A 24,511-nucleotide genomic window follows, 5' to 3' on the forward strand; every position below is an offset into this window, starting at 1 on the left:
GTACGCCGGACTTGTGGGAGCTGGCCTTGCCAGCGATCGAGCGCGCAGCGGTCGTAATCCAGGCACCACCTGATGTGCTGGCTGTACCGGCCTCATCGCTGGCAAGCCAGCTCCCACAGTGGATCTGTGTACGCCGGACTTGTGGGAGCTGGCCTTGCCAGCGATCGAGCGCGCAGCGGTCGTAATCCAGGCACCACCTGATGTGCTGGCTGTACCGGCCCCATCGCTGGCAAGCCAGCTCCCACAGTGGATCTGTGTACGCCGGACTTGTGGGAGCTGGCCTTGCCAGCGATCGAGCGCGCAGCGGTCGTAATCCAGGCACCACCTGATGTGCTGGCTGTACCGGCCCCATCGCTGGCAAGCCAGCTCCCACAGTGGATCTGTGTACGCCGGACTTGTGGGAGCTGGCCTTGCCAGCGATCGAGCGCGTAGCGGTCGTAATTCAGGCAACACTGATGTGCTGGCTGGACCGGCCCCATCGCTGGCAAGCCAGCTCCCACAGTGGATCTGTGTACGCCGGACTTGTGGGAGCTGGCCTTGCCAGCGATCGAGCGCGTAGCGGTCGTAATCCAGACACCATCTGATGTGCTGGCTGTACTGGCCTCATCGCTGGCAAGCCAGCTCCCACAGTGGATCTGTGTACGCCGGACTTGTGGGCGCTGGCCTTGCCAGCGATCGAGCGCGCAGCAGTCGTAATCCAGGCACCACCTGATGTGCTGGCTGTACCGGCCTCATCGCTGGCAAGCCAGCTCCCACAGTGGATCTGTGTACGCCGGACTTGTGGGAGCGGGTCTTGCCCGCGATCGAGCGCGTAGCGGTCGCAATCCAGGCAACACCTGTATCGCGGGTCAAGCCCGCGTCTACAGGTTCTGCGCCAAGCTTGTGTGCGGATTTATCCGCGAAGGGTTGCGGAGCGCCCATAAATCACCAGCTCGCCACTGGTGGCAAGCACCAGGCTCATGCCGGTATAGGAGAACCCGAACGCGCGTACGTCGGTCTCGATCGCCAGGGTATGAAACTGCCAGGGCCGGTTGTAACGCGCGCCATGCAGCCAGGACCCCGGTTCGACCAGCAGCAGGTACTGCTCGGGCCAGGCCAGGGTGATGTTCTCCACCACCCAGCCATCGCTGGTGCTGATCGGCAGGCCACCGCCCTGAATGCCGGCCATGCGGATCACCCGGTCGTGCAGCGGGCCAATACCGCGGGTTTCCAGGTAATGGTCGCTGCCCAGGTTGTCAGTACGGTCGCGAGCGATCTTCTCGCCGGTGCGACAGTCGATCACACTGCGGCCGGAGCTTGAAGCCACCAACAGCCGCTCGCTGTCTCGGTCAAAACCGATTTCCAGCAGGCCGGCGACGGTGAACTGGCCTGTCCGCTTCCAGGGTGCTGGAGGTGGCGAGACCGGCCGTTGGCGGATGGCCTGGCGCAACGGGTCGAGGTGTCTGCTGGTCATGGCGCCTTCCAGTCCTGATGCGTCAGCCGGTACACACGTACGGGCCGCCCGTGGAACTGCACGGTATCGAAGGTATTGAAACCGGCTTTTTGCGCCACACGCAAGGAGGCGACGTTTGCAGACTCGATGATTGCAATGACGGCAGGCTGCTGTTGCTGGCTGAATACATACTCCAGCACGCCCCGCACCGCTTCGCTAGCGAGCCCCTGACGCCAAAAGCGCGTGGCCAGACGATAACCCAGGCTGGCCTGCTCCACCCATGACTTCGGGGTCACTGAGGATGGCAGTCAGGGCCGGGGTCCTGACGAGAAAGTTCGCGGGCAAGCAAGCGCGGGGTTGCGAACCGCCCGGCGCTTGCTGCCGATAAAACATCAAATGTACCCACCCTGCCGTTCATCCGCCACATCACCCGGCAATGGCAATTTGCCAAGTGCTCGACTGAACTGTGGGTGTGCCCTTCATCACGCTTGCGAGGTGACCTCATGCGCTGGCTGCTGCTCGCCCTGCCCCTGATGATCTCGGCCTGCACTTACCTGCCGGGCTCCCGGCATTTGATCGTGAGCAACCAGCAATCGCTACCTGAACCCACGCTGCACTACCTGGGCGTCGGTGGCTGGCTGGTCCACTGGAAAGGCGAAGGCGTGTTGCTCGCGCCGTCGTTTTCCAACCCCGGCGGCCTGGGTATCCGTGGCCTGCCGCCGTTACGGGTCAAGGCCAACCCGCAACGCATCGACGCGTTGATGCCAAGCGCCCGCGACGTGAAAATGCTCCTGGTCGGGCATGCCCACTACGACCATTTGCTCGATGTCCCCAGGGTCATGCACATCCATACCCCCAAGGCGACGGTCTACGGCTCGCAAACCGTCGGTCATATCCTTCATGCCGGCAAGGTTGATGCCCGCCGAATCAAGGTGCTGGTAGCAGACGAGATTGCCAACCCCTACCAGCCCAGCCGTCGCGGCACCTGGTTCTACTCCAACGGCCAGTCAGCCAAGGATGGCACCCGGCCCCAAGGGCCAACGCCCGGGATGATTCGCGCCATGCCGATCCACAGCGAACATGCCGGGCATGCCTTTGGCATCAACTTCATTCAGGGACAATACGATCACCCTCTCGGCACGCTCCCCCAAAGCCTGTTTGGCTGGCGGCTCGGTGAGGTAACCCTGGCCTGGCTGATCGACCTGCTCGACGAAAACGGCAAGCCGGTGTATCGCATCCATTACCAGGACAGCGCCGCCACCCCGCCTCTGGGCTTCCCGCCGCTGATCGCCGACGGCAAACGCATCGATGTCGAGATTCTCTGCGCCGCCAGTTGGGACCAGGTGCACAACTACCCTGCCGCCCTGCTGCGCATCACCCAGCCGCGTACCCTGGTGCTGGGGCATTGGGAAAACTTCTTCGCCAGCGACCCGAAAAAACCAGCACGGACCATCCCCTTGCAAGGCTACAAGGGGTTGCTCAAGCAGATGCCTCACTACACACCGGTCATACCCGAGCCATTCTCCCAGGTACCGCTACCACCGCACGAGTAGCGCCCTGTGCGCACCATATTGTGTTTCGCAACCTGTGAACGCACACTCGGCCACGCCACGCCATGCCTCGCGGAGTCGACCTTGCCCACCCCACGCCAGTTCAGCAAGAAATCCAGCACCAGCAACATGCTTAATCTCAAACACCCCGAGGCGGCCTCTACCCCAGCCTATCAGGTGGGCTTCCTGCTGCTGGAGAACTTCTCCATGGCCAGCTTTACCGTGGCCATGGATGTGCTGGTGACGGCCAACCTGCTCAAGAGCCATCTGTATTTGAGCACGCCGTTTTCCCTGGACAGCGAACGGGTGACCAGTGACCTGGGCCTGGAGATCTATGCCGCGCACCTCGACCGCGCGGCCCTGGACAACCTCGACATGCTGATCGTCTGCGGCGGCTTGCGTACCCCGCTCAAGTACCCGCAGCTGGACAAGCTGCTGACCGATGCCGCCGCTCACCACCTGGCCCTCGGCGGGTTGTGGAACGGTGCCTGGTTTCTTGGCCGCGCCGGCGTGCTCGAAGGCTACAACTGCACCATCCACCCCGAACAACGGGCGAGCCTGGCCGAGCGCAGCCCGCAGTGCACCATCACCCCGGCAAGCTTTGTGCTCGACCGCGAGCGCCTGACCGCCGCCAGCCCCAACGGCGCTCTGGAGATGATGCTGGCGTTGCTCAAGTGGCAACACGGTGAAGCGCTGGCCGAGGGTGTCGAGGAAATCCTGGCGTTTTCCAGTGCGCGCTTTCGCCGGGTCGACAGCAGCCAGAAAAAAACCATGAGCGCACCCCTGCGCACTATCGTCGAGCTGATGGAAAGCAACCTGGAAGAAACCCTCAGCCTCGATCAGCTGGCCGCCTACAGCGGCCGTTCGCGCCGGCAAATCGACCGCCTGTTCCAGGCCCAGCTCGGCACCTCGCCAAGCCGCTACTACATGGAGCTGCGCATCACCAAGAGCCGGCGCCTGCTGCAGTATTCCGACCTGCCGCTGATGGACGTAGCGATTGCCTGCGGCTTTGTTTCGGTCTCGCACTTCAGCAAGTGCTACTGCGCCTATTTTGGCTACCCGCCTTCACGCGAGCAGCGCCTCGGCGAGTAAGTGCGGCGGTTGCCGCCCAGGCTCAAGCCGCCCTCCACCACCAGCACCAGCACCGCCAGCCAGATCGCCAGGTAGGTCGGCCACTGCGCCGGGGCGATGCTGTCGCCCAACAGCACCGCGGCGACCACCAGCAACACCGGCTCGACATAGATCAGCAGGCCGAACAGAGTCAGGTTCAGGCGCGGCGCCGACAGCGCCTGCAAGCCCAGCGCCGCCGCACTGATCGCGCCCAGGCCGAGCACCAGCCAGGGCAGGTTCGAGGCCAGCCCGGCAAGGCCGAGCACCACGCCACCCTTGAGCACGAAGTACAGGCTCACCGGCAGGCTCAAGCTCATGTCGAACCACAGCCCGCCCATGTTGTTGCTGTCGGTCACCCGGCGCAGCCAGAAGTACAGCGGGTAGCACAGGCTCACCACCAGCACCGGCCAGGAGATCGCCTTGGCGATGGCGATCTGGTTGATGATGCCCAGCGCCGCCAACGCACACGCCAGCAGTTGCAGGCGGCTGATCGAATCCTTGAACGCCAGGCGGCCGACAATCACCATGACCAGCGGCATGAGGAAGTAGCCCAGCGACACGTCCAGGCCATAGCCATTGATCGGTGCCCACATGAACAGCCACAGCTGCACGCCGAGCAAGGCCGCCGAAACCAGGCGAATCGCCCAGAACCCGCGCTCCTCGAACAGCCGCTGAAAAATCCGCCGCACTTGCGGCCAGTGCCCGCTGGCGACCACCATCAGGGTCAGGCACGGCACGGTCAGCAGGATCCGCCAGCCATAGATTTCGGCGCCATCCAGGGGCGCGAGCAGGCTGGTGTAGGCGTACATCACCGCGAACAGCACCGAGGCGAGGACATTGAGCGCTACGCCCAATGTGGAGTTATGCGCGGTCATTGCAAATACCTTAATCAGGGTCAGCAGAGGGTGATAATTTATTCCGCAGGCACTGATAAGTGCCCTCGTTTTCACCGCTCAAGATGAGAAATTTTTGCATGGACCTGGACGAATTCGACCTTGCCCTGCTCGCTGCCTTGCAGCGGGACAACAGCCAGCCCCTGCGCGAGCTGGCCGAACAGGTACATTTATCCACGGCCTCGGTGCAGCGGCGTATTCAGCGTTTGAAAAAGTCCGGGGTAATTCAGGCCAACGCTGCGGTCATCAACCCGGACAAAGTCGGTCAGGTGATTACCCTGATGGTCGAGGTGCATGCCGACCGCACCCAGTCGGCGGACCTGGACGCGATGAAGCGTGCCTTCTCAGGGCCGGAGATTCAGCAGTGCTATTACGTCACTGGCGATGCCGACTTCTTGCTGGTACTGACGGTGGCGAGCATGACCGTGTTCCAGGACATCGCCCAGCGGCTGTTTCACGATAACCCCAACGTGAAGTGGTTTCGGACCGTTGTGGTGCTGGACCGGGTCAAGACGACGTTGCAGGTGCCGCTCTAGGCTGTGCGCCTGCCGGCACCGGCCTCATCGCTGGCAAGCCAGCGCCCACAGGGTTCCGGTGCATGCAAATCCACTGTGGGAGCTGGCCTTGACGGCGATGGGTTGCAAAGCAGCCCCGCCATTATTGCGGCGGTAAAGCCTTTAGTGCCGCCGCCAACGCCTCGGCACTGGCATATTCCTTCTGCGCCACCACCTTGCCCTGCTCCAACTGAAGCCACAGCACCTTGTCCTCAGCCCCCGGATACTGCGCGACGACCTTGCCGTCGCGGTCCAGCACCACCCGGTAGTTGTAATCGCGCATGGCCGGGATCGCGAACAGCTTGCTGATCAGCGCCGGCATGCGCTGGATATCGGCGACGAACACCGCATCGCGCGCCTCCAGGTAGCCCTTGGGCTGCTCGCCCAGCGCGGCCTTGACCAGCTTGGCCGCGTCCATGTTGCGCGCCACCAGCAGCACGCGGGTCTGCGCGTTGAGGCTGTAGGCCTGGTCGTGCTGGTCAAGCAAGGTAAACGGCGCCAGGCGCTCGCCGACGTCGGCGGCACTGGCCAATAGCGGCGTCAGGCTCAGTAGCAGGGCAATGGCATATTTCACAGGTGACCTCGTTGTCAGTGCAGGACTGCTGATCCTAGCGTGGATACCAGGGCTAAAGTACCCTTTGCGGGAGAACATCCCGGCGCGGCAAGCGGCCATTGAGCACGGCATAAGCCCCAAGCCCAATCAGCAATCCCCAGAACGCCCCACCAATCCCGAGCACATTGATATTGGCGGCCGCCGCCAGAAAAGTGATCAGCGACGCTTCGCGGGTTTGCGCATCGGCCATGGCATTGGCCAGGCTGCCGCCAATGCTGCCCAGCAGCGCCAACCCCGCCAGGGTGCTGATGAAAGTGGCCGGAAAGGCCATGAACAGCGCGGCCAGGGTTACCCCGAAGACACCGACAACAAGGTACAACACGCCTGCTGCCACCCCGGCGATCCAGCGCTTGCCGGGCTCTTCGTGGGCCTCCTTGCCAGTGCAGATCGCCGCGGTGATTGCAGCGATGTTGAAGGCGTGGGCGCCGAACGGCGCCATCAACAGCGAGCCCAGTCCGGTAAGGGTGACGATGGGGTTGGCACTGGCCTTGAAGCCGTCATTGCGCAGCACCAGCATGCCGGGCATGTACTGGCCGGTCAGGGTAATCAGGAACAACGGCAGGGCCACGCTGAGCACGGCATTGAGCGAAAACACAGGTGCGGTGAAGACCGGCGCCGCCAATTGCAGGCGCAGCCCCGACAAGTCCAGTTGCCCGCGCATCAGCAAAAAGCCCAGCCCCAGCAGCAAAATGCCCACCACCGCATAGCGCGCACTGAAGCTCTTGAAGAGCAGATAGGCAACGATCAGCAGCGCGGCCAGCAGCGGGTCGACGCTCAGCCCGGCAAAGGCACCGATGCCGAATTGCAGCAGGATCCCGGCCAGCAGCCCCGCCGCAATGCCCGCTGGAATCAGACGGATGAGCTTGTCGAAACAGCCCGATAAGCCCAGCAGCACGAACGCGGCCGCCGAGACCAGGTAAGCGCCTACCGCCTCGGCATAAGGCGTACTGGCCAAGGCTACGACCAGAAAGGCCGCCGCCGGGGTGGACCAGGCGGTGATGATCGGCTGACGCATCACCCAGCTGAGCAACAGCCCGGTAACGCCAACGCCGATGGATACCGACCACACCCAGGAAGCCGTGAGTGCGGGGCTCAAACCGGCAACCTGGGCCGCCTGGAACACCAGGATGAACGTCCCGCCATAGTTGACGATCACCGAGATAAGGCCGGCAATGATCGGATGGATGAGGTCGCTGGCGCGTATCGCTGAATCAGGCATAGCAGGTGGTTCCTTGCAGGTAGGCAGTGACGAGCGACCGAGTGTACGAATAGACTGGCCTGCCCATTCAGGCCAGTTTTTTCACTTACAGCAGACCACATGACAACCACGTTCGAGCTTGAAACCCTGAAGATGCGTGTCAACGACGCGCAGTTCGCGCCGCTGGACCTGCACCAGCGTATCCAGCGCGCCTTGCGTGCACTAATCCTTGAAGGCGCACTGGCCGGCGGCATGAAACTGCCGGCGACGCGGACCCTGGCCACGTCACTGGGGGTGGCCCGCGACACCGTCGAGAACGCTTATGTGCAATTGCAGCGCGATGGCTACATCCTGCGCCGCGAGGGTTCGGGGAGCTATGTGTCGCACAACCTCGGCGCGCAACTGCACGGCGGCACGCAACGGCGCATCAAGGCCCAGGCACAAAAAACCAGTAACCGGCTGCCTGGCCAGGGCCTGAGCCAGCGTGGCCAAACCCTCTTCGACAACGGTGGCGTCAGCGATCAACAGGCAATCAAGGCCTTTGCCACCGGCCTGCCGGAAACCCGCTCGTTCCCGATGGATGTCTGGGAGCGCCTGCAACGCCAAGCCGTGAAAGACCATCGCGACAACGTCCTGCTACATGGTGACCCACAGGGCTGCGAGGCCCTGCGCAAGGCCATCGCCACCTACCTGAATCTGGAGCGTGGCGCCAAAGTGGCACCCGAGCAGGTGCTGGTGCTCAGCAGTACCCGCCAGGCGCTGTTCCTTTGCGCACAGATGCTGGTGGACGCCGGCAAGCCGATCCTGCTGGAGAACCCCGGCTACTTTGGCGCGAAAAAAGCCTTTGAAGCGGCGCAAGCGCGGATCGTACCCATCGACGTCGACGCCCAGGGCATCCGTACCGACCTGCTGCGTGCCGACCGCAGCGGCGCCCGCTGCGTCTACCTCACCCCTTCGCATCAGTACCCCACGGGCGCGACCCTGAGCCTGGAGCGCCGCCTTGAACTGATCAACTGGGCAGCGGAAAACGGCACGTGGATCATCGAGGACGACTACGACAGCGAATTCCATTACGACGGCCTGCCGACCACCTGCGTGCAGGGCCTGGACAGCCACCAGCGCACCCTCTACATCGGCACCTTCAGCAAGACCCTCTACCCCGGCCTGCGCATCGGCTACATGGTGCTGCCGACGGAGCTGGTGGCGCCCTTCAGCGCGGCACGCAGCATCATCGACGGGCATACGCCGCAGGTGCTGCAACTGACCCTGGCGCGCTTCATGGACGACGGCCACTACAACGCCCATGTGCGAGCCATGCGCAAACTCTACGCCGGACGCCGGGCGTGCCTGCTCGAGGCCATTGGCAAGCACCTGGCGGGCATCGTCACCGCCATGCGCCCGCCGGGTGGCCTGCAGATTCCCTGTGTGCTCGAGCCGGGCTGGTCAGAACCACAGACCCAACGCCTGGCCGCCCGTGCCGGTGTGCAGCTGCCCGGGCTCAGCCGCTTGTATGCCGGTGAACACAAACAGCAGGGCTGGTTGCTGGGCTATTCATCACTGACGGCCAGTGAAATCGAAACGGCGATCCGGCAGCTGGCCAAGGCCCTGAAACAACCATCGCGTCAGTGAAAAATAGTGGTAGCAACTATCTGTGGGAGCGGGCTTGACCCGCGATGAGGCCAGTACAACCAGCACATCAGGCGGCGCCTGGTTTACGAACGCTTCGCGCTCGATCGCGGGTCTAGTCGGGACGCCGCACCGCCGCTCCCACAGGTCGCTCCTCGAGCAATTGCTGGATCACCTGCTCCTGGGTGTCGTAGGCGCCCTCGCCAAAGTGCACATAGCGCACCTGGCCGTTGCCGTCGACGATGTAGTGCGCCGGCCAGAACTGGTTGCCGAAGGCGTTCCAGATCGCATAGTCGTTGTCGATGGCCACCGGGTAATCGATGCCCAGCTTGGCCACTTGCTCGCGCACATTGTCGACCACCCGTTCTTCGGCGTATTCCGGGGTGTGCACGCCGATCACCACCAGGCCCCGCTCAGCGTAGCGCTTGGCCCAGGTGTTGACGTGCGGCAGGCTGCGTCGGCAGTTGATGCACTCGTAGGTCCAGAAGTCCACCAGCACCACCTTGCCCTTGAGCGCTTCGCGGTCAAGCGGCGGCGAGTTGAGCCACTGCACGGCACCCGCCAGCTCCGGCATCGGCCCCAGTACTTCAAGGCTTGCAGGCGTGCCAGCGAAAAGGCGGTTGCCCAGGCCTGCGGCCGCCAGCAGCACGGCCAGCAAGGCGGCCAGGCCCAAGGCCCGGCGGCGGGTAGCGTTAACGTTGATGTTCATGGACGAACCTCCCTGGTCGATGGCTTAACCGCCTTCATGGCAGTCGCTGGCAAATTTCTGGTACTGCAGGCGGTGCTCCTTGCCCTGGGAATCAAGGTAGTCCATTTGCGCATTGACCACGCCGCAGCCGATGCGACTGTCTTCGTGCAAGGCCAGGACCTTGTGCACATCCAGTTGCTGGCCATAGCGATAGGGCTGCACCGGCACGTTGTCGTTGGCCTGGGCGGCAATGGTGCCGAAGCTCAGCAGGGTCACCAGGCTGGCAGTGGCAAGGGGCTTGATGTTCATGGCGGTACTCCCGAAGCAGGTTGCAAGGCGGTGAAGGGTTCCACCCCGTTGCTGTCTATTGCAGGCCCGCCAGGTATCGCCGATGTGTCCGGATCAGCCCGCTTTGCCTCCCCAGGTATCTATGGCCACAGCAGATACACTGCAATACAAACCCCGGCAGGCAAGCGACACCGGCCTCGGTACACTTGCCGCCACCACCATGACGGGAGCCGGACGATGGAGCATGTCGATCACATCCTGATCGTCGACGATGATCGCGAGATCAGGGAGCTGGTGGGCAACTACCTGAAAAAGAACGGGCTGCGCACCACCATCGCCGCCGATGGCCGGCAGATGCGCGCCTTCCTCGAGTCCAATGTGGTCGACCTGATCGTGCTCGACATCATGATGCCCGGTGACGACGGCCTGCAGTTGTGCCGCGAACTGCGCGCCGGCAAGCACAAGGCCACGCCCGTGCTGATGCTGACCGCCCGCAACGACGAAACCGACCGCATCATCGGCCTGGAAATGGGCGCCGACGATTACCTGAGCAAACCCTTTTCGGCTCGCGAACTGCTGGCCCGAATCAACGCCGTACTGCGCCGCACGCGCATGCTGCCACCGAACCTGACCGTCAGCGAAAGCAGCCGCCTGATCGGCTTCGGCCACTGGCGCCTGGACACCACCGCGCGTCACCTGCTCGACACCGACGGCACCCTGGTGGCCCTGAGCGGCGCCGAGTATCGCCTGCTGCGGGTGTTCCTCGATCATCCGCAACGGGTGCTCAGCCGCGAGCAACTGCTCAACCTCACGCAAGGCCGCGAAGCGGATATCTTCGACCGCTCCATCGACCTGTTGGTCAGCCGCCTGCGCCAGCGCCTGCAGGATGACGCCCGCGAGCCGGCCTACATCAAGACGGTACGCAGCGAGGGCTATGTGTTCTCCTTGCCGGTACAACGGGTCGAGGCCTGAACATGACCAGCCTGTTGCGCTGGCCGCGCACCCTCGCCTCGCGCCTGGCGCTGATCTTCTTCACCGGCCTGGTGCTGGCTTATGGGCTGTCGTTCAGCTTCCAGTTCTACGAGCGCTACCAGAGCTCGCGCTCGATGATGCTCGGCAACCTGGAGCAGGACGTCGCCACCTCCGTGGCCATTCTCGACCGCCTGCCGGCCGCTGAACGCGCCGCCTGGCTGCCGCGCCTGGAGCGGCGCACCTACCGCTACCGCCTTGATAGCGGCGAGCCCGGCCAGCGCCTGAGCATGGACGATGCGCCCATGGCCGCGCTGTCCATCGGCAAGGCCCTGGGCGGCCAGTACGCGCTGGACTACCAGAACATCCCCGGGCCCACACCGCACTTCCAGGTGCGCCTGCGCCTGGCCGATGGCAAGCCGCTGACTGTCGACGTCACCCCGGCGCCGGTGCCGATGTCGAGCTGGCTGCCCGTGGTCCTGCTGATCCAGCTGGCGGTGCTGTTGCTGTGCACCTGGCTGGCGGTGAAAACCGCGATCCGCCCGCTGACCCGCCTGGCCGAAGCAGTCGACCAGCTCGACCCCAACGCCCCGGGGCCACAGCTGGACGAAAGTGGCCCACGGGAAGTGGTGTATGCCGCAGTGGCCTTCAATACCTTGCAGGCGCGCATCGGCGCCTACCTGAAAGAGCGCATGCAACTGCTGGCGGCGATCTCCCATGACCTGCAGACGCCGATCACGCGCATGAAGCTGCGGGTCGAAGCCATGGACAATGGCCTCGACAAAGACAAATTCTGGAGCGACCTGGAGGCCATGGAACACCTGGTGCGCGAAGGCGTGGCCTATGCCCGCAGCATCGATGGCAACAGCGAGGTGCCGTGCCGGGTCAACCTCGATGCCTTTCTCGACAGCCTGGTGTTCGACTACCAGGACAGCGGCCAGCCGGTCGAGCTGCACGGCAAGAACGGCGCGCTGATCGAGACCCGCCCGCAAGCCTTGCGCCGGGTGCTGGTGAACCTGATCGACAACGCCCTGAAGTTCGCCGGCGCGGCGCAGCTTGAGGTGCACAGCGGCGCCAACCACAGCACGGTGATTCGCGTGCTCGACCAGGGCCCGGGGATTCCCGCCGAAGAGCTCGACGCGGTATTGCAGCCCTTCTATCGCGTGGAGAACTCGCGCAACCGCAGCACCGGCGGCACCGGCCTGGGCCTGGCTATCGCCGCGCAGCTCACCCAGGCCATCGGCGGCTCCCTGACCTTGAGCAACCGGGCCAGCGGTGGGCTGTGCGCGCAGATCGAACTGCCCTGAAGCCGCTGGCGCGGCCACGCTCAGCCTTGATCAGCTACTGCGGCGCGGCAGTGGCCGGGTACCAGCACCGCAGTGATGCTGGCGAATGGAATGCAGCGGCATTCATCATCGCAGGCGAAGTACAGCTGCAATTGGTGCGCGCCCCAGTCGATGCGGCGTACTTCGCCTGACTGGCTGTCCATGACCCCGTACTCGGCGGCAAAACAGCCATACAGCACCACGGTGTCTCCAGGTTGATACAGGCGAAGACGCTCTTTGTTGTCGTCGTCCATGTCCGCATGGCTCCAGCCCTTGAACCGGCATCATCACCCTCTGCAAGCGGGTGCGCTACTGGCAAAAATACCAGGCCTCGTTCATGCCGCTTTCTGCCGCGGCACCAGGGTGATCCAGTAGCGGCTGCGTGCCTGCACCGCCAGCGGCAGGCTGGCAGCCAGCAAGGTCAACACCCGGTCGGTGTCATCCAGGCGGAAGGTCCCCGTAACCTTGAGCGACTCCAGCGCCGGCTCCCAGCGCAACCAACCCGGCCGATAACGCGACAGCTCACGCAAAAATTGCCCCAGCGGCTGGTCGTTGACGCTCAGCACACCGTCGCGCCAGTCCGGTTGATGGGGATCGAAACGGTCCATGGCGCCACTGCCGTCGGCGCTGATGGTCAGTTGATCGCCGGCCTGCAAGGCCAGCGCCGCACCGTGGCGCGGCCGCACCTGCACCGAGCCATGCAGCACGGCGATGCGACACTGTTCGGCATCGCGGCGCAGGCACACCTGGGCCTGGCCAACGCTCACCCGGGCCATGCCCAGCTCGACGTGCAGGGCTTGGGCGCGACTGACGTTCAGGGCGATCTCACCCTCGACCAGGGTCAAGCGCTGGTGAACAAGGTCAAGGTCGACGGCTGTGGCGGTGTTCAATTGCAGCAGGCTGCCATCGGCCAGGCGCACGCCACGGCGTTCACCCACTGCGGTACGCAGGTCGGCGCGCAAGGCCTGCAGCGGCGTCTGCTGGCTGAGCAGCCAGCCAGCAGGCAGCAACACGGCTACCATCAGGCCGCGCTTGAGCAAGGTACGACGGTTCGGTTCGGGGCGATCCAGGCTGGCCATGGCCAAGCTTGGCGGCACCTCCTGAAAGCGTTGGCGCAAGCCTTCGGCACGCTGCCAGATCTGCTCGTGCTGCGGGCTTGCCGCGCGCCAGTACTGCAAGCGCTGCAAGTCGTCGGCGCTGGCGCGCCCGGAATCGAGCAAGGCCAGCCAGCGCGCCGCCGTGCGGGCCAGTTGCCGGGATTCGCGGCTGAAGGTGCGGTTCATAGATCAACCAACAGGCAATGCTCATAGGCCTGGGCCATGTAGCGTTTGACCGTACGCTCACTGACAGCCAGACGCTCGGCAATCTGTGCGTAGTTCAGGCCTTCGAGCTGCGACCAGAGAAACGCCCGACGCACTGCTGGTGGCAAGCCATCGAGCAGTTCGTCCAGGGCCTGCAAGGTTTCCAGCAGCAACCAGCGTTGTTCCGGTGACGGCATCTGCGCTTCGGGCAGGTTGGCCAGGGCCTCGAGGTAGGCCTGTTCCAGGCTGCGGCGTTTGTGGAAGTTGACCAGCAAGCGCTTGCCGACGGTCAGCAGGTAGGCCCGCGGCTCACGCAGTTCGCTAAGCACCTGGGGGCTGGCCAGCACCCGCAGGAAGGTGTCCTGGCTGAGGTCGGCGGCATCCCAGCGGTTGCCCAAGCGCTGATACAACCAGCGTTCAAGCCAGCTGCGATGCTCCCGATAGAGGCCATGCAGGGTCTGCTCGGTTGGGCTCGCCGCTTCGCTCATGTCTACGCACCTGGATGGATCAGACTCAAATGAGATTGATTCTAATTAATACCCTGGCGCAATCCAAGCGCTATTACACGGCTTTTATCATCTGCCAGCGCTGGCGCACCTCCCGCACTGTGGGGGCCGATACCCCGCGCAGTGGGTGTGTGCTTTTGCCGCTTGCAAGACACCAGTCCGCGGTTGGGCCTTCACCTGGCGTGGCGCAGCGACGATCCCTCGCCGCTGCCGGGGCGCGTTATCGCGTTGACTGAAAGCGCGGACACTGGCCTTCGAGCCGATACCGCAGGGTAACCAGCTGGCCGCTGGAGTCTTCAAAGGTCATCAGCATTGGCGCCGCTTCGCAGCCGCGGGCCATGGGTGTTTGCTCGATCAGACGGGCGACATCCACAGATTTGCCGTAGGCAAAATCCTGGATCGCGGGGACGGTCTTGCCGGTTCTTGCTGCATAGGCCTGCACTGCCTGCTCATGGGCAACCAGACGCGCATCCTTTACCTCTGGTGCCGAAGCCAGCGCGCTTTGGCCGGCCAGCAGAACCACTGCGGCCAATACCAAACCTTGCGTGCGCTTCATTGGCGGATACCTCGAATAAAGTTAAATGACGACAGTAACAACGGCTTTGAGCTTACGCCCCTAATGGCATTTCAGCTACAAAGTGATACCAAGCGCCTGACGCAATTGCTCGCCTCGGCGGTCGGATGCGGCGCTGACCAGGGCGTAGTTGTAGTCCCCTCGCGACCAGTAGCGGGCCTGCAGCTGGCCGTCGGTTCGCTCACCACTGGGCATGCGCGCATAGTGCTCACCCGGCGAGCGCAGGAACAGGCTGACCCGCTGGCCCCGGGCGTCTTCAAACAACAACAGCGCCGCCGGCCCCTGCTCGTTGCTCAGCAGCCGCGCACCTAGCGGGGTAAAACCGTAGGCCGAGAGGTCCGGTAAAGTGCCGACATGGGCAAAGTGCTGGCCCAGCCAGGCCTGCAGGCGCGCCGGGTCCTGGGCGCTGAGGTCGAGGGCCTTGGCATCGGCGAACAGCCGATGGGCCTGCACGGCATCGGCCATCGGCGGGTTGCTGGCCAGCAGGCTCGCCTCGCGCACCTGCCAGCCGCCCAGGCCGCCGATGCCCAGGGTCAGCAGCAGTACCGCAGCACTGGCCCAGCGCCGTTGCCGCCGGCGGCGCAACTCACGGCGCACGTTGGCCGGGTCCAGGCGCGGGTTGGGTGCTTGCGCGGCAAAGCCGGACAGCGCCGCGCGCAGCTGGCGGGCATCGTTGCGCCAGGCTTCGACCCGCGCCGCCTGCTCGGGGTTGGCCGCCAGGTACAGCTCCACCGCCCGCCGCCGCTCGCTGTCCAGGCGCTCGTCGACATAAGCGTGCAGTTCGTGTTCGGACGGGATCAAGCTCATTTCAACCTCCGCAGCGCCGGGGGCGGTGTGTCGCCCTCGGCCAGTTCGCGCATGGCCGCGCGGGCGCGCGACAAGCGTGACATTACCGTGCCAATCGGCACATCCAGGGCCAGGGCAGCCTCCTTGTAGCTCAGGCCTTCAACGCTGACCAGCAACAGCAAGGCACGCTGCTCGGTGGGCAGTTGCGCGAACGCTGCCAGGCCCAACTGGGCAACGACGATATCTTCGGTGTTGCTGCCCGCCTCCTCGCTGCGGCCGAACCAGGCCAGCCAACGTGCCTGGCGGCGTTCGCGGCGTTTGCCGTCGATAAACTGCCGGTACAGGATCGAGAACAGCCAGGCGCGCAGGCTGGCGTCTTCGCGTTGTTGACCACGGCGGCTCAAGGCGCGCTCGACCGTGGCCTGGACCAGGTCGTCGGCGCTGCTGGCCTCGCGGGTCAGCCACAGGGCGAAGCGACGCAGGCGCTCAAGCATCTGGCGTAATTGCTCGTCGTCTAGTTCGTTCATTGCCGCAGTCTTGGCCTGTAGGCGATCAGTGTACGAAGCAGACGCTGGCGGTGAAGAATTATTCCCTGATGCTGGAATAAAATTCTGCGCCACGCGTCGTACCGGCTCATTCACTGACCCGGATCATCGCCATGAGCACTCCGTTACACGGTCGCCCGCGCGCCTTGCGCCTGGCTGCCATCGGCTTCGGGCTGACGGCCCTGGCCGCAGGTTTTGCCTATGCCGCCGGCTGGATCGGCGCCGAGCGCCTGACCCCGAAGCGCATTATCGACACCTTCGAAGCCCAGGCCGGGCACTACCCCGGTTACCGTAAGAATCACGCCAAGGGCCTGTGCGTCAGTGGCTACTTTCAGAGCAGCGGCGCTGCGGCGAAGCTGTCCACTGCGAGGGTGTTCAGCCAGGCCAGGGTGCCGGTAATCGGCCGCTTCGCCATCGGCGGCGCCAACCCCCACAGCCCTGATGCCAGCGTGCCGACCCGCAGCCTGGCGCTACAACTGCGCAGCGACGATGGCCAGCAGTGGCGCACCGGCATGAACACGCCGCCGGTGCTGGCGGTGGGCACGCCCGAGGCCTTCTACCAGCAAGTGCTGGCCATGACCCCCGACCCGGCCTCCGGCAAACCGGACCCGGCGCGCCTGCAGGCATTTTTTGCCGCCCACCCGGAGAGCGCCGCCTTTCGCCAATGGGCCAAGGACTACAAAGCCTCGGACAGTTTCGCCAGCTCCAGCTACAACAGCATCAACGCTTTTGCCCTGATCGATGCCGCTGGCAAGGCCCGCTACGTGCGCTGGAGCCTGTTGCCGCAAACCCCGTTCGCCGCCCTGCCGGCTCAGGTCGACGACAACGACTACCTGCAACACGACCTACGCCAGCGCCTGAACCAGGGCCCGCTGCGCTGGACCCTGCAATTGACGCTGGCCGCAGCCGGCGATGCCGTCGATGACCCGAGCCAGCCCTGGCCTGCGCAGCGGCCCACGGTAAACGCCGGCACCCTGGTGATCGACCAGGTCGATGCCGCGGAACAAGGCGCCTGTCGCGACCTGAACTTCGACCCGCTGATTCTGCCGAGCGGCATCCAGCCTTCGGCCGACCCGATCCTCGCGGCGCGCTCGGCGGCCTACTCGGAATCCTTCAACCGCCGCAGCCGTGAAGCCGCGCAGCTGGGAGCTCGCCGATGAAACCTGTTGCCTTCCACCCCCTGGCCCGCGTCCTGCACTGGCTGATGGCGCTGCTGATCCTGGCCATGCTGTTTGTTGGCGTGAGCATGGTCAGCGACCTGTCGCCGCGCCATACCTGGCTGATCAGCCTGCACAAGGCCATTGGCCTGGCCCTGTTGCTGCTGGTGATCGTGCGCATTGGCGTACGCCTGAGCCTGCCGCACCCGCCGCTACCCGACGACTTGCCGCCACTGCAGCGCTGGGCGGCGAAAGCTTCGCACCTGTTGTTGTACGGGCTGATGCTCGCGATGCCGCTGCTGGGCTGGGGCATGCAGTCTGCCGGCGGCTATCCGCTGCCGCTGCAACTGCCGGCGCTGGTGCCCCACGACCTGCAACTGTATGCCCTGCTGCGCCAGGCCCACGGCTGGCTGGCCTATGTGCTGTTTGCCAGCGTGCTGGTGCACCTGGGTGCGGCGCTGGTGCACGGGCTGGTACGCCGTGACGCCGTGCTGCGCAGCATGTGGCCGGGGCCACTGCCAAAGGATTAATATCTTAATTAATTTCCGTTCCAGGCCGTTTATACCAGCAATAGGTCTATTCAAAAATAAAGATAATATGTTAACAATATAGGCAGAGACACCTGGCACCCGCCACACACAACAACAAGAAAGGTAGCCCCCAATGCTTCTGCCCCGTTCGCTGACGGTGAGTGCCGGCCTGTGCGCCGCATTCACCCCCTACATCGCCCAGGCCGAGTTCATCAAGGACAGCAAGGCCAGCCTTGAGGCGCGCAACTTCTACTTCAGCCGTGACTTTCGCCAAAGCGGCGCGCCGCAGAGCCAGGCGCGGGAATGGGCTCAGGGCTTCATCCTGAAAATGGAGTCGGGCTTTACCGAAGGCACCGTAGGCTTTGGCCTCGATGCCCTGGGCGAGCTGGGGGTCAAGCTCGACGCCAGCCGCGACCGGCGCGGTACCGGCCTGCTGCCCTTCGGCGCCAGCCAGGAGCCGGTGGACGACTACAGCGAACTGGGCCTGACCGCCAAGCTGCGGGTCAGCAAAACCACCCTCAAGCTCGGCACCCTGCAACCGATGCTGCCGGTGGCGGCGATCAACGACGTGCGCCTGCTGCCTTCGACCTACAGCGGCGGCCTGCTGACCTCCCAGGACATCGACGGCCTGACCCTGAACCTCGGCCGCCTGGAAAAACAAAACCTGCGCGACTCCTCGAGCAACGACGAGATGAGCTACGCCGGGGTCGAGAGCAATCACCTGGACCTGGCCGGCGGCACCTACGCGATCAACCCGCGCCTGGCCGTCAGCTATTACTACGCGCAGATGCAGGATATCTACCGCCAGCACTACGCCGGGCTGGTCCACGACCTGCCCCTGGCAGAAGGCATCAACCTGCGCAGCGATCTGCGTTACTTCGACACCCGCGAACAGGGCAGCCACAACCTGCGCGCGGCCTCGCGGGTCGACGGCGGCAAGATCGACAACCGCTTCTTCAACGGCATGCTGACCCTGGGCGTGGGCGCACACAAGTTCGGCCTCGGTTACCAGAACCTCTCAGGCGATGGCGATTTTGCCTACCCGGGCCTGGACCCCTACTCGGTCAACCTGGTCACCGTGAACGTCTTCACCAAGGCTGAAACCGATGCCTGGCAGGCGCGTTACGACTACAACTTCGCCGCCCTCGGCCTGCCGGGCTTGAGCTTCATGACCCGCTACGTGAATGGCAGCCATATCGAAACCGCCAGTGTCAGCGGCGGTAAGGAATGGGAACGCGATACCGACATTGCCTACGTGGTGCAAAGCGGGCCGCTGAAGAATGTCAGCGTGCGGCTGCGCAACGCCACCTTCCGTTCCAGTGGCGGCCTGACCACGGACATCGACGAGAACCGGCTGATTGTCGGCTACACCCTGGCGCTCTGGTAAGCAAAGGTGGCGGCCGTGTGAAAACAACGCTTTATTAGTTTTTTGGGAATGCTTATCATCTGCATTATTTTTCCGGGATGCAGCCAGGATGAGCGCACCGCCGTCACCGCCCAATGCCGAACTCGGCCAGCTCTATCAGCACCATCACCTGTGGTTGCAACACTGGCTGCGCCGGCGCCTGAGCTGTCCGCAACGGGCGGCGGACCTGATGCAGGACACCTTCGTACGCATCCTCGCCTCCTCCGAGGCGCTGGAGCTGGTGCGCCTGCTGCGTGAGCCGCGCAACTACCTGGCGACGGTGGCGCGGCGGGTGATGATCGATCATTTCCGTCGTCAGCAACTGGAGCGCGCTTACCTGGAAGCCTTGGCAGCGCAACCGCAAGCCGAACAGATCTCCAGCGAAGAGCAGGTGCTGATTCTGGAGACCCTGCGTGAAATCGACCAACTGTTGGCGGGCTGCGGCGCCAAGGCACGCAAGGCGTTTCTGATGGCCAACTGGCTGGGCATGACCTACGTGGAAATTGCCGAGGCCCTGGGTGTGTCACTGACCACGGTGAAAAAGTACCTGATCAAGACCACCGAGCGCTGCCTGCTGCTCGCTTACGATGCTCAGCCATGACTGACCGCGAGCGCCAGCGCCAAGCCCTGAAGTCCGCCGCCCGCTGGCATGTGCAACTGACCGCCGGCGATGCCCCGGCCGAACTGCACCAGGCCTGGCAGGTATGGCTGGCCAGCGCTGCCGAGCATCGCTGGGCCTGGGCGCGGGTCGAGCAGTTGCAGGGGCGCCTGGCCAGTGTGCCAGGCGGCCTCGCCTTCGATACCTTGCAGCGTAGCGAAGCCGAAGGCCTGCCCCGGCGCAGCGTGCTCAAGGGCCTGCTGCTGGCCAGCGGCCTTGGTCTTGGCGGCTGGACCAGCTATCGCAGCCAGCCGGCGCAGCACTGGCTGGCGGATGTGCACAGTGCCACCGGTGAAATTCGTCACCTGACCCTCGCCGACGGCAGCCAGTTGGTGCTCGATACCGCCAGCGCCGTGGACATCCGCTTCGATGCTCAGCAACGACTGATTCGCCTGCGTCACGGGCGGGTTTTTCTGACTAGCGGCAAGGACAGCCGGCAACGCCCCTTGCGCGTGGAAACCGCCCAAGGCCTGGTCGAAGCCCTGGGCACGCGCTTCAGCGTCGTTCAGCGCGAAGCCGCCAGCCAGGTCGAGGTGTTCGAGCAGGCGGTGCGCATCAACCCGCATCAGGCGCCGGCTCGTCGCCTGGACGCTGGCCAGCGTTGCCAGTTCGACAGCCATGCGGTCCACGCCACGCAGGCCGTCGCCAGCAGCGAAGCGGCCTGGACCAGCGGGCACCTGATCGTCGAGGACTGGCGCCTGGGCGATGTACTCGAAGAACTCGGCCGCTACCGCCCTGGGCTGCTGTCCTACGCCAGTGAGCTTAACGGGCTACGCGTCTCAGGGACCTTCTCCCTCACCAACAGCGATGCGGCGCTGTCGGCCCTGGCCACGTCGTTCAAGCTTCAGGTACGCCGGTACAACCGCTTCTGGGTCAGCGTTGGCCTGAGTTGAAATTCTTTCAGCAAGGGGTGCCTGTTTTTTTTCGTTCGTCCGCCTCTGTAGGAAATAATCTCATTTGCGAACGAAGAGGATTTCCATGCAACCCCGCTTCCCCCGTGCCCTCCTCCCCCAGCTGATTGGCCGACACCTGCTTGTCGCCGCTCTGGTCATGCCCCTATTGCCCCTCGACGTTGCCCAGGCAGCAGAGACCGACAGCGCCAGTAACGGCCAGGTGTTTGCCATTGACGCGGGCTCCTTGAGCCAGGTGCTGGGCAGCTTTGCGGCGGCGGCCGGGGTCAACCTGTCGTACGACGCGCACCTGACCAGCAGCCAGCAGAGCCCGGGCCTGCAGGGGCGTTACGGGGTACTCGAAGGCCTGAGCCGGATCCTCGCTGGCAGTGGCCTGCAGGCTTACCGCCAGGCCGACGGCAGCTACTCGATCCGCCCGCTGCCGGCCAGTGATGGCGCGCTGGAACTGGGCGCCACCACCATTGGCGCCAGCACCTTGAACACCCACATGGAAACCACCGACAGCCTCACCGTGCGTCAGGTCAGCTTTGCCAAGGGCGAGCATTCACTGCGCGAAACGCCGCAGTCGGTGACGGTGATCACCCGCAAAATGATGGATGACCAAAACCTCACCACCCTCGAACAGGTGATGGAGAAGACGCCAGGGATCACCGTGCATGACTCGCCCATGGGCGGCAAATACTTCTACTCGCGCGGTTTCATGCTCGCCGGCCAGTACCAGTACGATGGCGTGCCGCTGGACCTGGGTGGCAACTACGTACAGGCCAACAGCTTTGCCAGCGATATGGCCTATTACGATCGTGTCGAAGTGCTGCGCGGCGCCGCCGGCATGCTCAAGGGCTCTGGCAGCTCTGCCGGCGGGGTCAACTTCATCCGCAAGCGCGGCCAGGAAAAGGCCGCCACCAGCGTCAGCCTTTCGGCCGGCTCCTGGGACAACTACCGTGCCCAGCTCGATACCGGTGGCCCGCTGAACGAATCCGGCAGCCTGCGTGGCCGGCTGGTGGTTGCCGGGCAGGACCGCCAGTATTTCTACGACATGGGCAAGCGCGACGACCAGGTGGTCTACGGCGCCCTGGACTACGACTTCAACGACGCCACCACCCTCGGCATCGGCGCCGCCTACGAGAAGCTCAACGCCACCCCTTGCTGGCAGGGCCTGCCGCGCTACAGCAATGGTGCGGACCTGAAGCTGTCGCGCTCCACCTGCCTGGGCGCGACCTGGAACAGTTGGGAAAGCCAGCGGGTCAACCTGTTCGCCGACCTCACCCATCACTTCAACGACCAGTGGCGGTTGAAGGTCGCCGCCATGCACAGCCACAACACCCAGGACATGCAGTACGCGATGACTCTGGGCAGCGTACCGGTCGGTAGCAGCTCGGCCAACAACCAGCTGTACTCCGGCGTGTTCGACTACGACCAGCACGACTACGGCATGGACGCCTACCTGGACGGCAAGTTCAACGCCTGGGGCCTGGAGCATGAACTGATCATCGGCGCCAACGCCAGCCGGGCCAAGGGCAGCGACAGCTACGCGCTGATCAACATGACCCAGTTGCTCGGCGTGACCATGGACCCCTTCGCCCCCAACCGCGACATTCCCAAGCCGCCGGACAGCCTGTACCAGACCGCCTCCTACCGCGGCGGCCCGCTGCCGGTGGAAACCGACACGCGGCAGATGGGCACCTATGCCACCTTGCGCCTGAAACTGGCCGAGCCCCTGACCCTGGTGCTTGGCAGCCGGGTCAGCTGGTACCGCAGCCAGCGCGATTCCTACACCCAGGCCTGGGACTACTGGCAGCATGACCGCAGCCAGGAAAACGGCCAGGTCACGCCGTTTGCCGCGCTGATCTACGACCTGGACGACACCTGGTCGGTGTACGGCAGCTACGCCGACATCTTCCAGCCCCAGGGCACCTACACCGATACCCAGGGCAGCCCGTTGCAACCCAAGACCGGCGCCAACTATGAGCTGGGGATCAAGGGCGAATGGCTCGATGGCGGCCTGAACGCGGCGTTCAACCTGTTCCGCACCATCGAGGCGCACCGCGCCGAAGCCGATTACGATTCGGTGTGCGCCGGTTCCTCCGACGGTTACTGCTACAGCGACAAGGGCAAGGTCCGCGCCCAGGGCTTTGAAGCCGAACTCAGCGGCGAGCTGGCCGAGCGCCTGCAGGTACTGGCCGGTTACACCTACACCGAGCTTGAGTACCTCAAGACCAACAGCACCAGCCAAGACGCGACCTTTACCGCCAGCTACGTGCCGCGCCATCTGCTGCGGGTCTGGGCCGACTACCAACTGGACGGGCCGCTGCAACGCTGGAGCCTGGGCGGCGGGGTCAACGCGCAAAGCGACAACCACTACCAGGACCGCGCGGCGAAAACCGTACAGCCCGGCTACGCGATCTGGAACGCGCGCCTGGGCTACCAGCTGGACGACAACTGGAGCATTGCCGTCAACGGCAACAACCTGTTCGACAAGCACTACTACTCCAGCGTCGGCGCCCTGGCCTGGGGTAACTTCTATGGTGAGCCGCGCAATTTCATGGTGACCCTCAAAGGCGATTTCTGACGCCGGTGATTTGCGGTCGACGCCAGCCGATGATAATCGTTATCATCTTGTGCCGGTCGTCGACCGCCTTGCCCTCACCTGCCCTGGATAGCCCATGACCACTGCAACGGACCCTGCCGTGCTCGCTTCAGCCGAGCGCTCCTCTTTCGACCTGCGCCCGCTACTGGCGGCCAACATGGCCTGCACCATGGCGCTGATGGCCTTCGTTTCCTTGATCGGCCCGATTGCCCGCACCCTGGGCCTGGCCACTTGGCAGGCAGGTATTGCAGTCACGGTTGCCGGAGTGATCTGGATGCTTCTGGCCCGCCCCTGGGGCCGCGCCAGTGATCGCCTGGGGCGGCGCAAGGTGTTGCTGCTCGGCACCGCAGGCTTCACCGCCGCCTACTGGGCGTTGTGTTTGTTCATCGACACTGCTTTGCACCTGCTGCCCAGCGCCGCATTGGCCTTTGCCGGGCTGGTGCTTGGCCGCGGCTTGATCGGCGCCTTCTACGCCGCTCTGCCGGTTGCTGGCGCAGCGCTGATTGCCGATAACATCGAACCTCAGCACCGCGCTCGGGCAATGGCTTCGCTGGGTGCGGCCAACGCCTTCGGCCTGGTGATCGGCCCGGCGCTGGCAGCGGTCCTGGCCCGCTACAGCCTGGGCCTGCCGTTCTATGGGATGGCGGTGCTACCGATGCTGGCGTTCCTGGTGCTGCTGCTCAAGCTCAAGCGTCAGGAGTTGCACATCAAGCAACCGCCACGCCCGGTACGCCTGGCCGACCCGCGCCTGCGCCGGCCCTTGCTGGTGGCCTTCGTGGCAATGCTCAGCGTGTCGGTGGCGCAGATCACCGTCGGTTTCTTCGCCCTAGACCGCCTGGGCATGGCCCCGGCCGATGCCGCGCAAACCGCCGGGGTTGCCCTGACCATGGTCGGCGTGGCGCTGATCCTCTCGCAGATCCTGGTGCGCAAGCTCGAGTGGCCACCATTGCGGATGATCCGCGTCGGCGCCAGCATCGCCGCCGTGGGTTTTGCCGCCAGCGCCCTGGCCAGCAGTGCCGTGGGGCTGTGGGCGTGTTTCTTTGTTTCGGCCTGTGGCATGGGTTGGGTGTTCCCGGCGTTTTCGGCGCTGGCGGCCAATGCCATGGACGCCAGCGAGCAAGGCGCCACGGCCGGTTCCATCGGCGCGGTGCAGGGGCTGGGCGTGGTCATCGGGCCGCTGGCCGGGACCCTGATCTATGCCGTTGATCCGCGCCTGCCATACCTGATTGTCGCTGCGTTACTGTTGTTGGTAGGCCTGTGGCCGCAGCCGAAAAAGCCCGCCTAACAGGTGGGCCGCTAAAGCCT

Annotated in this window: 25 protein-coding genes and 1 pseudogene; 13 read left to right on the top strand and 13 right to left on the bottom strand. The window is 64.5% G+C overall.

Annotated elements, in window-relative coordinates; all coding sequences use genetic code 11:
- Positions 1 to 892: 892 nt before the first annotated feature.
- Complete coding sequence (locus BV82_RS16860; protein ID WP_036996167.1) at positions 893 to 1,453, bottom strand: hypothetical protein; 561 nt, start codon at positions 1,451 to 1,453, stop codon at positions 893 to 895.
- On the bottom strand, positions 1,450 to 1,710 hold the full coding sequence (locus tag BV82_RS16865; RefSeq protein ID WP_010226842.1) for a GNAT family N-acetyltransferase: 261 nt from the start codon (positions 1,708 to 1,710) through the stop codon (positions 1,450 to 1,452). The genes BV82_RS16860 and BV82_RS16865 overlap by 4 nt, the downstream gene beginning before the upstream one ends.
- A gap of 225 nt (positions 1,711 to 1,935) precedes the next feature.
- On the opposite strand from BV82_RS16865, the gene BV82_RS16870 reads away from it, so the two are divergent.
- Both BV82_RS16870 and BV82_RS16875 read left to right on the top strand, forming a co-directional pair.
- Positions 1,936 to 2,985, top strand: a complete 1,050-nt coding sequence (locus BV82_RS16870) for an MBL fold metallo-hydrolase (protein WP_036996170.1) — start codon at positions 1,936 to 1,938, stop codon at positions 2,983 to 2,985.
- Positions 2,986 to 3,066: 81 nt separating this feature from the next.
- Complete coding sequence (locus tag BV82_RS16875) at positions 3,067 to 4,074, top strand: GlxA family transcriptional regulator (RefSeq protein WP_036996171.1); 1,008 nt, start codon at positions 3,067 to 3,069, stop codon at positions 4,072 to 4,074.
- Here BV82_RS16875 and rarD read toward each other — a convergent pair.
- A complete protein-coding gene (rarD, locus tag BV82_RS16880; RefSeq protein ID WP_036996172.1) occupies positions 4,038 to 4,967 on the bottom strand; it encodes an EamA family transporter RarD in 930 nt (309 codons plus the stop codon). The genes BV82_RS16875 and rarD overlap by 37 nt on opposite strands.
- 98 nt (positions 4,968 to 5,065) lie before the next feature.
- On the opposite strand from rarD, the gene BV82_RS16885 reads away from it, so the two are divergent.
- Complete coding sequence (locus BV82_RS16885; protein ID WP_036996173.1) at positions 5,066 to 5,521, top strand: Lrp/AsnC family transcriptional regulator; 456 nt, start codon at positions 5,066 to 5,068, stop codon at positions 5,519 to 5,521.
- 121 nt (positions 5,522 to 5,642) lie between these two features.
- Here the strand turns inward: BV82_RS16885 and BV82_RS16890 are convergent, their stop codons facing one another.
- Entirely contained in the window at positions 5,643 to 6,113 is a 471-nt protein-coding gene (locus BV82_RS16890) for a hypothetical protein (protein ID WP_036996175.1), read from the bottom strand.
- 52 nt (positions 6,114 to 6,165) lie between these two features.
- Entirely contained in the window at positions 6,166 to 7,371 is a 1,206-nt protein-coding gene (locus BV82_RS16895) for a benzoate/H(+) symporter BenE family transporter (protein ID WP_036996177.1), read from the bottom strand.
- Positions 7,372 to 7,470: 99 nt separating this feature from the next.
- Between BV82_RS16895 and pdxR the strand changes: the two genes are divergently transcribed.
- On the top strand, positions 7,471 to 8,979 hold the full coding sequence (pdxR, locus tag BV82_RS16900) for a MocR-like pyridoxine biosynthesis transcription factor PdxR (RefSeq protein WP_036996179.1): 1,509 nt from the start codon (positions 7,471 to 7,473) through the stop codon (positions 8,977 to 8,979).
- 112 nt (positions 8,980 to 9,091) lie between these two features.
- On the opposite strand, the pseudogene BV82_RS16905 reads toward pdxR, so the two are convergent.
- Both BV82_RS16905 and BV82_RS16910 read right to left on the bottom strand, forming a co-directional pair.
- Positions 9,092 to 9,556: pseudogene (locus tag BV82_RS16905) on the bottom strand (thioredoxin family protein); the annotation flags it as partial.
- Between the two features lie 153 nt (positions 9,557 to 9,709).
- Positions 9,710 to 9,973 carry a DUF2790 domain-containing protein gene (locus BV82_RS16910; protein ID WP_010226826.1) on the bottom strand — a complete coding sequence of 88 codons (264 nt, stop codon included), beginning with the start codon at positions 9,971 to 9,973 and terminating at the stop codon, positions 9,710 to 9,712.
- 216 nt (positions 9,974 to 10,189) lie between these two features.
- Here BV82_RS16910 and BV82_RS16915 point away from each other — a divergent pair, with 216 nt between their 5' ends.
- Together BV82_RS16915 and BV82_RS16920 are read left to right on the top strand one after the other, a co-directional pair.
- On the top strand, positions 10,190 to 10,924 hold the full coding sequence (locus tag BV82_RS16915; protein WP_010226824.1) for a response regulator: 735 nt from the start codon (positions 10,190 to 10,192) through the stop codon (positions 10,922 to 10,924).
- Between the two features lie 14 nt (positions 10,925 to 10,938).
- The gene (locus BV82_RS16920) at positions 10,939 to 12,228 is read left to right on the top strand and encodes an ATP-binding protein (protein ID WP_036996185.1); all 1,290 of its coding nucleotides are present in this window, start codon (positions 10,939 to 10,941) and stop codon (positions 12,226 to 12,228) included.
- 20 nt (positions 12,229 to 12,248) lie between these two features.
- Here BV82_RS16920 and BV82_RS16925 read toward each other — a convergent pair whose 3' ends face one another.
- The 6 genes from BV82_RS16925 to BV82_RS16950 all read right to left on the bottom strand — a co-directional run bounded on the left by BV82_RS16925 (position 12,249) and on the right by BV82_RS16950 (position 15,940).
- A complete protein-coding gene (locus tag BV82_RS16925; protein WP_010226819.1) occupies positions 12,249 to 12,500 on the bottom strand; it encodes a hypothetical protein in 252 nt (83 codons plus the stop codon).
- 81 nt (positions 12,501 to 12,581) lie between these two features.
- Positions 12,582 to 13,529 carry a FecR domain-containing protein gene (locus tag BV82_RS16930; protein ID WP_036996180.1) on the bottom strand — a complete coding sequence of 316 codons (948 nt, stop codon included), beginning with the start codon at positions 13,527 to 13,529 and terminating at the stop codon, positions 12,582 to 12,584.
- Positions 13,526 to 14,035: a sigma-70 family RNA polymerase sigma factor gene (locus tag BV82_RS16935; RefSeq protein ID WP_010226815.1), complete on the bottom strand. Its 510-nt coding sequence runs from the start codon at positions 14,033 to 14,035 to the stop codon at positions 13,526 to 13,528. Before BV82_RS16935 ends, BV82_RS16930 begins: the two co-directional genes overlap by 4 nt.
- Before the next feature lie 238 nt (positions 14,036 to 14,273).
- Positions 14,274 to 14,609: a DUF2790 domain-containing protein gene (locus BV82_RS16940; protein ID WP_036996181.1), complete on the bottom strand. Its 336-nt coding sequence runs from the start codon at positions 14,607 to 14,609 to the stop codon at positions 14,274 to 14,276.
- A 75-nt stretch (positions 14,610 to 14,684) separates the two neighbouring features.
- Positions 14,685 to 15,434 (bottom strand): anti-sigma factor family protein, encoded by a 750-nt coding sequence (locus tag BV82_RS16945; RefSeq protein WP_010226811.1) that lies wholly within the window; start codon positions 15,432 to 15,434, stop codon positions 14,685 to 14,687.
- Positions 15,431 to 15,940, bottom strand: coding sequence for a sigma-70 family RNA polymerase sigma factor (locus BV82_RS16950; protein WP_036996182.1), 510 nt, complete (start codon positions 15,938 to 15,940; stop codon positions 15,431 to 15,433). Before BV82_RS16950 ends, BV82_RS16945 begins: the two co-directional genes overlap by 4 nt.
- Positions 15,941 to 16,065: 125 nt before the next feature.
- Between BV82_RS16950 and BV82_RS16955 the strand changes: the two genes are divergently transcribed.
- The 7 genes from BV82_RS16955 to BV82_RS16985 all read left to right on the top strand — a co-directional run bounded on the left by BV82_RS16955 (position 16,066) and on the right by BV82_RS16985 (position 24,491).
- Complete coding sequence (locus BV82_RS16955; RefSeq protein WP_026001541.1) at positions 16,066 to 17,118, top strand: catalase family peroxidase; 1,053 nt, start codon at positions 16,066 to 16,068, stop codon at positions 17,116 to 17,118.
- Positions 17,115 to 17,645: a cytochrome b gene (locus tag BV82_RS16960; protein ID WP_010226807.1), complete on the top strand. Its 531-nt coding sequence runs from the start codon at positions 17,115 to 17,117 to the stop codon at positions 17,643 to 17,645. Before BV82_RS16955 ends, BV82_RS16960 begins: the two co-directional genes overlap by 4 nt.
- A 133-nt stretch (positions 17,646 to 17,778) precedes the next feature.
- Positions 17,779 to 19,032, top strand: coding sequence for an OprD family porin (locus BV82_RS16965; protein ID WP_010226806.1), 1,254 nt, complete (start codon positions 17,779 to 17,781; stop codon positions 19,030 to 19,032).
- An 88-nt stretch (positions 19,033 to 19,120) separates the two neighbouring features.
- A complete protein-coding gene (locus BV82_RS16970; RefSeq protein WP_010226805.1) occupies positions 19,121 to 19,651 on the top strand; it encodes a sigma-70 family RNA polymerase sigma factor in 531 nt (176 codons plus the stop codon).
- On the top strand, positions 19,648 to 20,601 hold the full coding sequence (locus BV82_RS16975) for a FecR domain-containing protein (RefSeq protein WP_036996183.1): 954 nt from the start codon (positions 19,648 to 19,650) through the stop codon (positions 20,599 to 20,601). Before BV82_RS16970 ends, BV82_RS16975 begins: the two co-directional genes overlap by 4 nt.
- 85 nt (positions 20,602 to 20,686) lie before the next feature.
- On the top strand, positions 20,687 to 23,188 hold the full coding sequence (locus BV82_RS16980) for a TonB-dependent siderophore receptor (RefSeq protein WP_051636790.1): 2,502 nt from the start codon (positions 20,687 to 20,689) through the stop codon (positions 23,186 to 23,188).
- Between the two features lie 94 nt (positions 23,189 to 23,282).
- Positions 23,283 to 24,491: an MFS transporter gene (locus BV82_RS16985; protein ID WP_051636791.1), complete on the top strand. Its 1,209-nt coding sequence runs from the start codon at positions 23,283 to 23,285 to the stop codon at positions 24,489 to 24,491.
- The last annotated feature ends 20 nt before the right edge of the window (positions 24,492 to 24,511 follow it).

The organism is Pseudomonas donghuensis (assembly GCF_000696345.2).
Taxonomy (GTDB): Bacteria; Pseudomonadota; Gammaproteobacteria; order Pseudomonadales; family Pseudomonadaceae; genus Aquipseudomonas; species Aquipseudomonas donghuensis.

What these genes read in the sequence shown, in the direction of transcription:
- BV82_RS16860 (WP_036996167.1), bottom strand. Translation starts at nt 1,453, where the DNA reads ATGACCAGCAGACACCTCGACCCGTTGCGCCAGGCCATCCGCCAACGG.
- BV82_RS16870 (WP_036996170.1), top strand. Translation starts at nt 1,936, where the DNA reads ATGCGCTGGCTGCTGCTCGCCCTGCCCCTGATGATCTCGGCCTGCACT.
- rarD (WP_036996172.1), bottom strand. Translation starts at nt 4,967, where the DNA reads ATGACCGCGCATAACTCCACATTGGGCGTAGCGCTCAATGTCCTCGCC.
- BV82_RS16885 (WP_036996173.1), top strand. Translation starts at nt 5,066, where the DNA reads ATGGACCTGGACGAATTCGACCTTGCCCTGCTCGCTGCCTTGCAGCGG.
- BV82_RS16895 (WP_036996177.1), bottom strand. Translation starts at nt 7,371, where the DNA reads ATGCCTGATTCAGCGATACGCGCCAGCGACCTCATCCATCCGATCATT.
- pdxR (WP_036996179.1), top strand. Translation starts at nt 7,471, where the DNA reads ATGACAACCACGTTCGAGCTTGAAACCCTGAAGATGCGTGTCAACGAC.
- BV82_RS16910 (WP_010226826.1), bottom strand. Translation starts at nt 9,973, where the DNA reads ATGAACATCAAGCCCCTTGCCACTGCCAGCCTGGTGACCCTGCTGAGC.
- BV82_RS16915 (WP_010226824.1), top strand. Translation starts at nt 10,190, where the DNA reads ATGGAGCATGTCGATCACATCCTGATCGTCGACGATGATCGCGAGATC.
- BV82_RS16925 (WP_010226819.1), bottom strand. Translation starts at nt 12,500, where the DNA reads ATGGACGACGACAACAAAGAGCGTCTTCGCCTGTATCAACCTGGAGAC.
- BV82_RS16930 (WP_036996180.1), bottom strand. Translation starts at nt 13,529, where the DNA reads ATGAACCGCACCTTCAGCCGCGAATCCCGGCAACTGGCCCGCACGGCG.
- BV82_RS16935 (WP_010226815.1), bottom strand. Translation starts at nt 14,035, where the DNA reads ATGAGCGAAGCGGCGAGCCCAACCGAGCAGACCCTGCATGGCCTCTAT.
- BV82_RS16940 (WP_036996181.1), bottom strand. Translation starts at nt 14,609, where the DNA reads ATGAAGCGCACGCAAGGTTTGGTATTGGCCGCAGTGGTTCTGCTGGCC.
- BV82_RS16945 (WP_010226811.1), bottom strand. Translation starts at nt 15,434, where the DNA reads ATGAGCTTGATCCCGTCCGAACACGAACTGCACGCTTATGTCGACGAG.
- BV82_RS16950 (WP_036996182.1), bottom strand. Translation starts at nt 15,940, where the DNA reads ATGAACGAACTAGACGACGAGCAATTACGCCAGATGCTTGAGCGCCTG.
- BV82_RS16960 (WP_010226807.1), top strand. Translation starts at nt 17,115, where the DNA reads ATGAAACCTGTTGCCTTCCACCCCCTGGCCCGCGTCCTGCACTGGCTG.
- BV82_RS16965 (WP_010226806.1), top strand. Translation starts at nt 17,779, where the DNA reads ATGCTTCTGCCCCGTTCGCTGACGGTGAGTGCCGGCCTGTGCGCCGCA.
- BV82_RS16970 (WP_010226805.1), top strand. Translation starts at nt 19,121, where the DNA reads ATGAGCGCACCGCCGTCACCGCCCAATGCCGAACTCGGCCAGCTCTAT.
- BV82_RS16975 (WP_036996183.1), top strand. Translation starts at nt 19,648, where the DNA reads ATGACTGACCGCGAGCGCCAGCGCCAAGCCCTGAAGTCCGCCGCCCGC.
- BV82_RS16980 (WP_051636790.1), top strand. Translation starts at nt 20,687, where the DNA reads ATGCAACCCCGCTTCCCCCGTGCCCTCCTCCCCCAGCTGATTGGCCGA.
- BV82_RS16985 (WP_051636791.1), top strand. Translation starts at nt 23,283, where the DNA reads ATGACCACTGCAACGGACCCTGCCGTGCTCGCTTCAGCCGAGCGCTCC.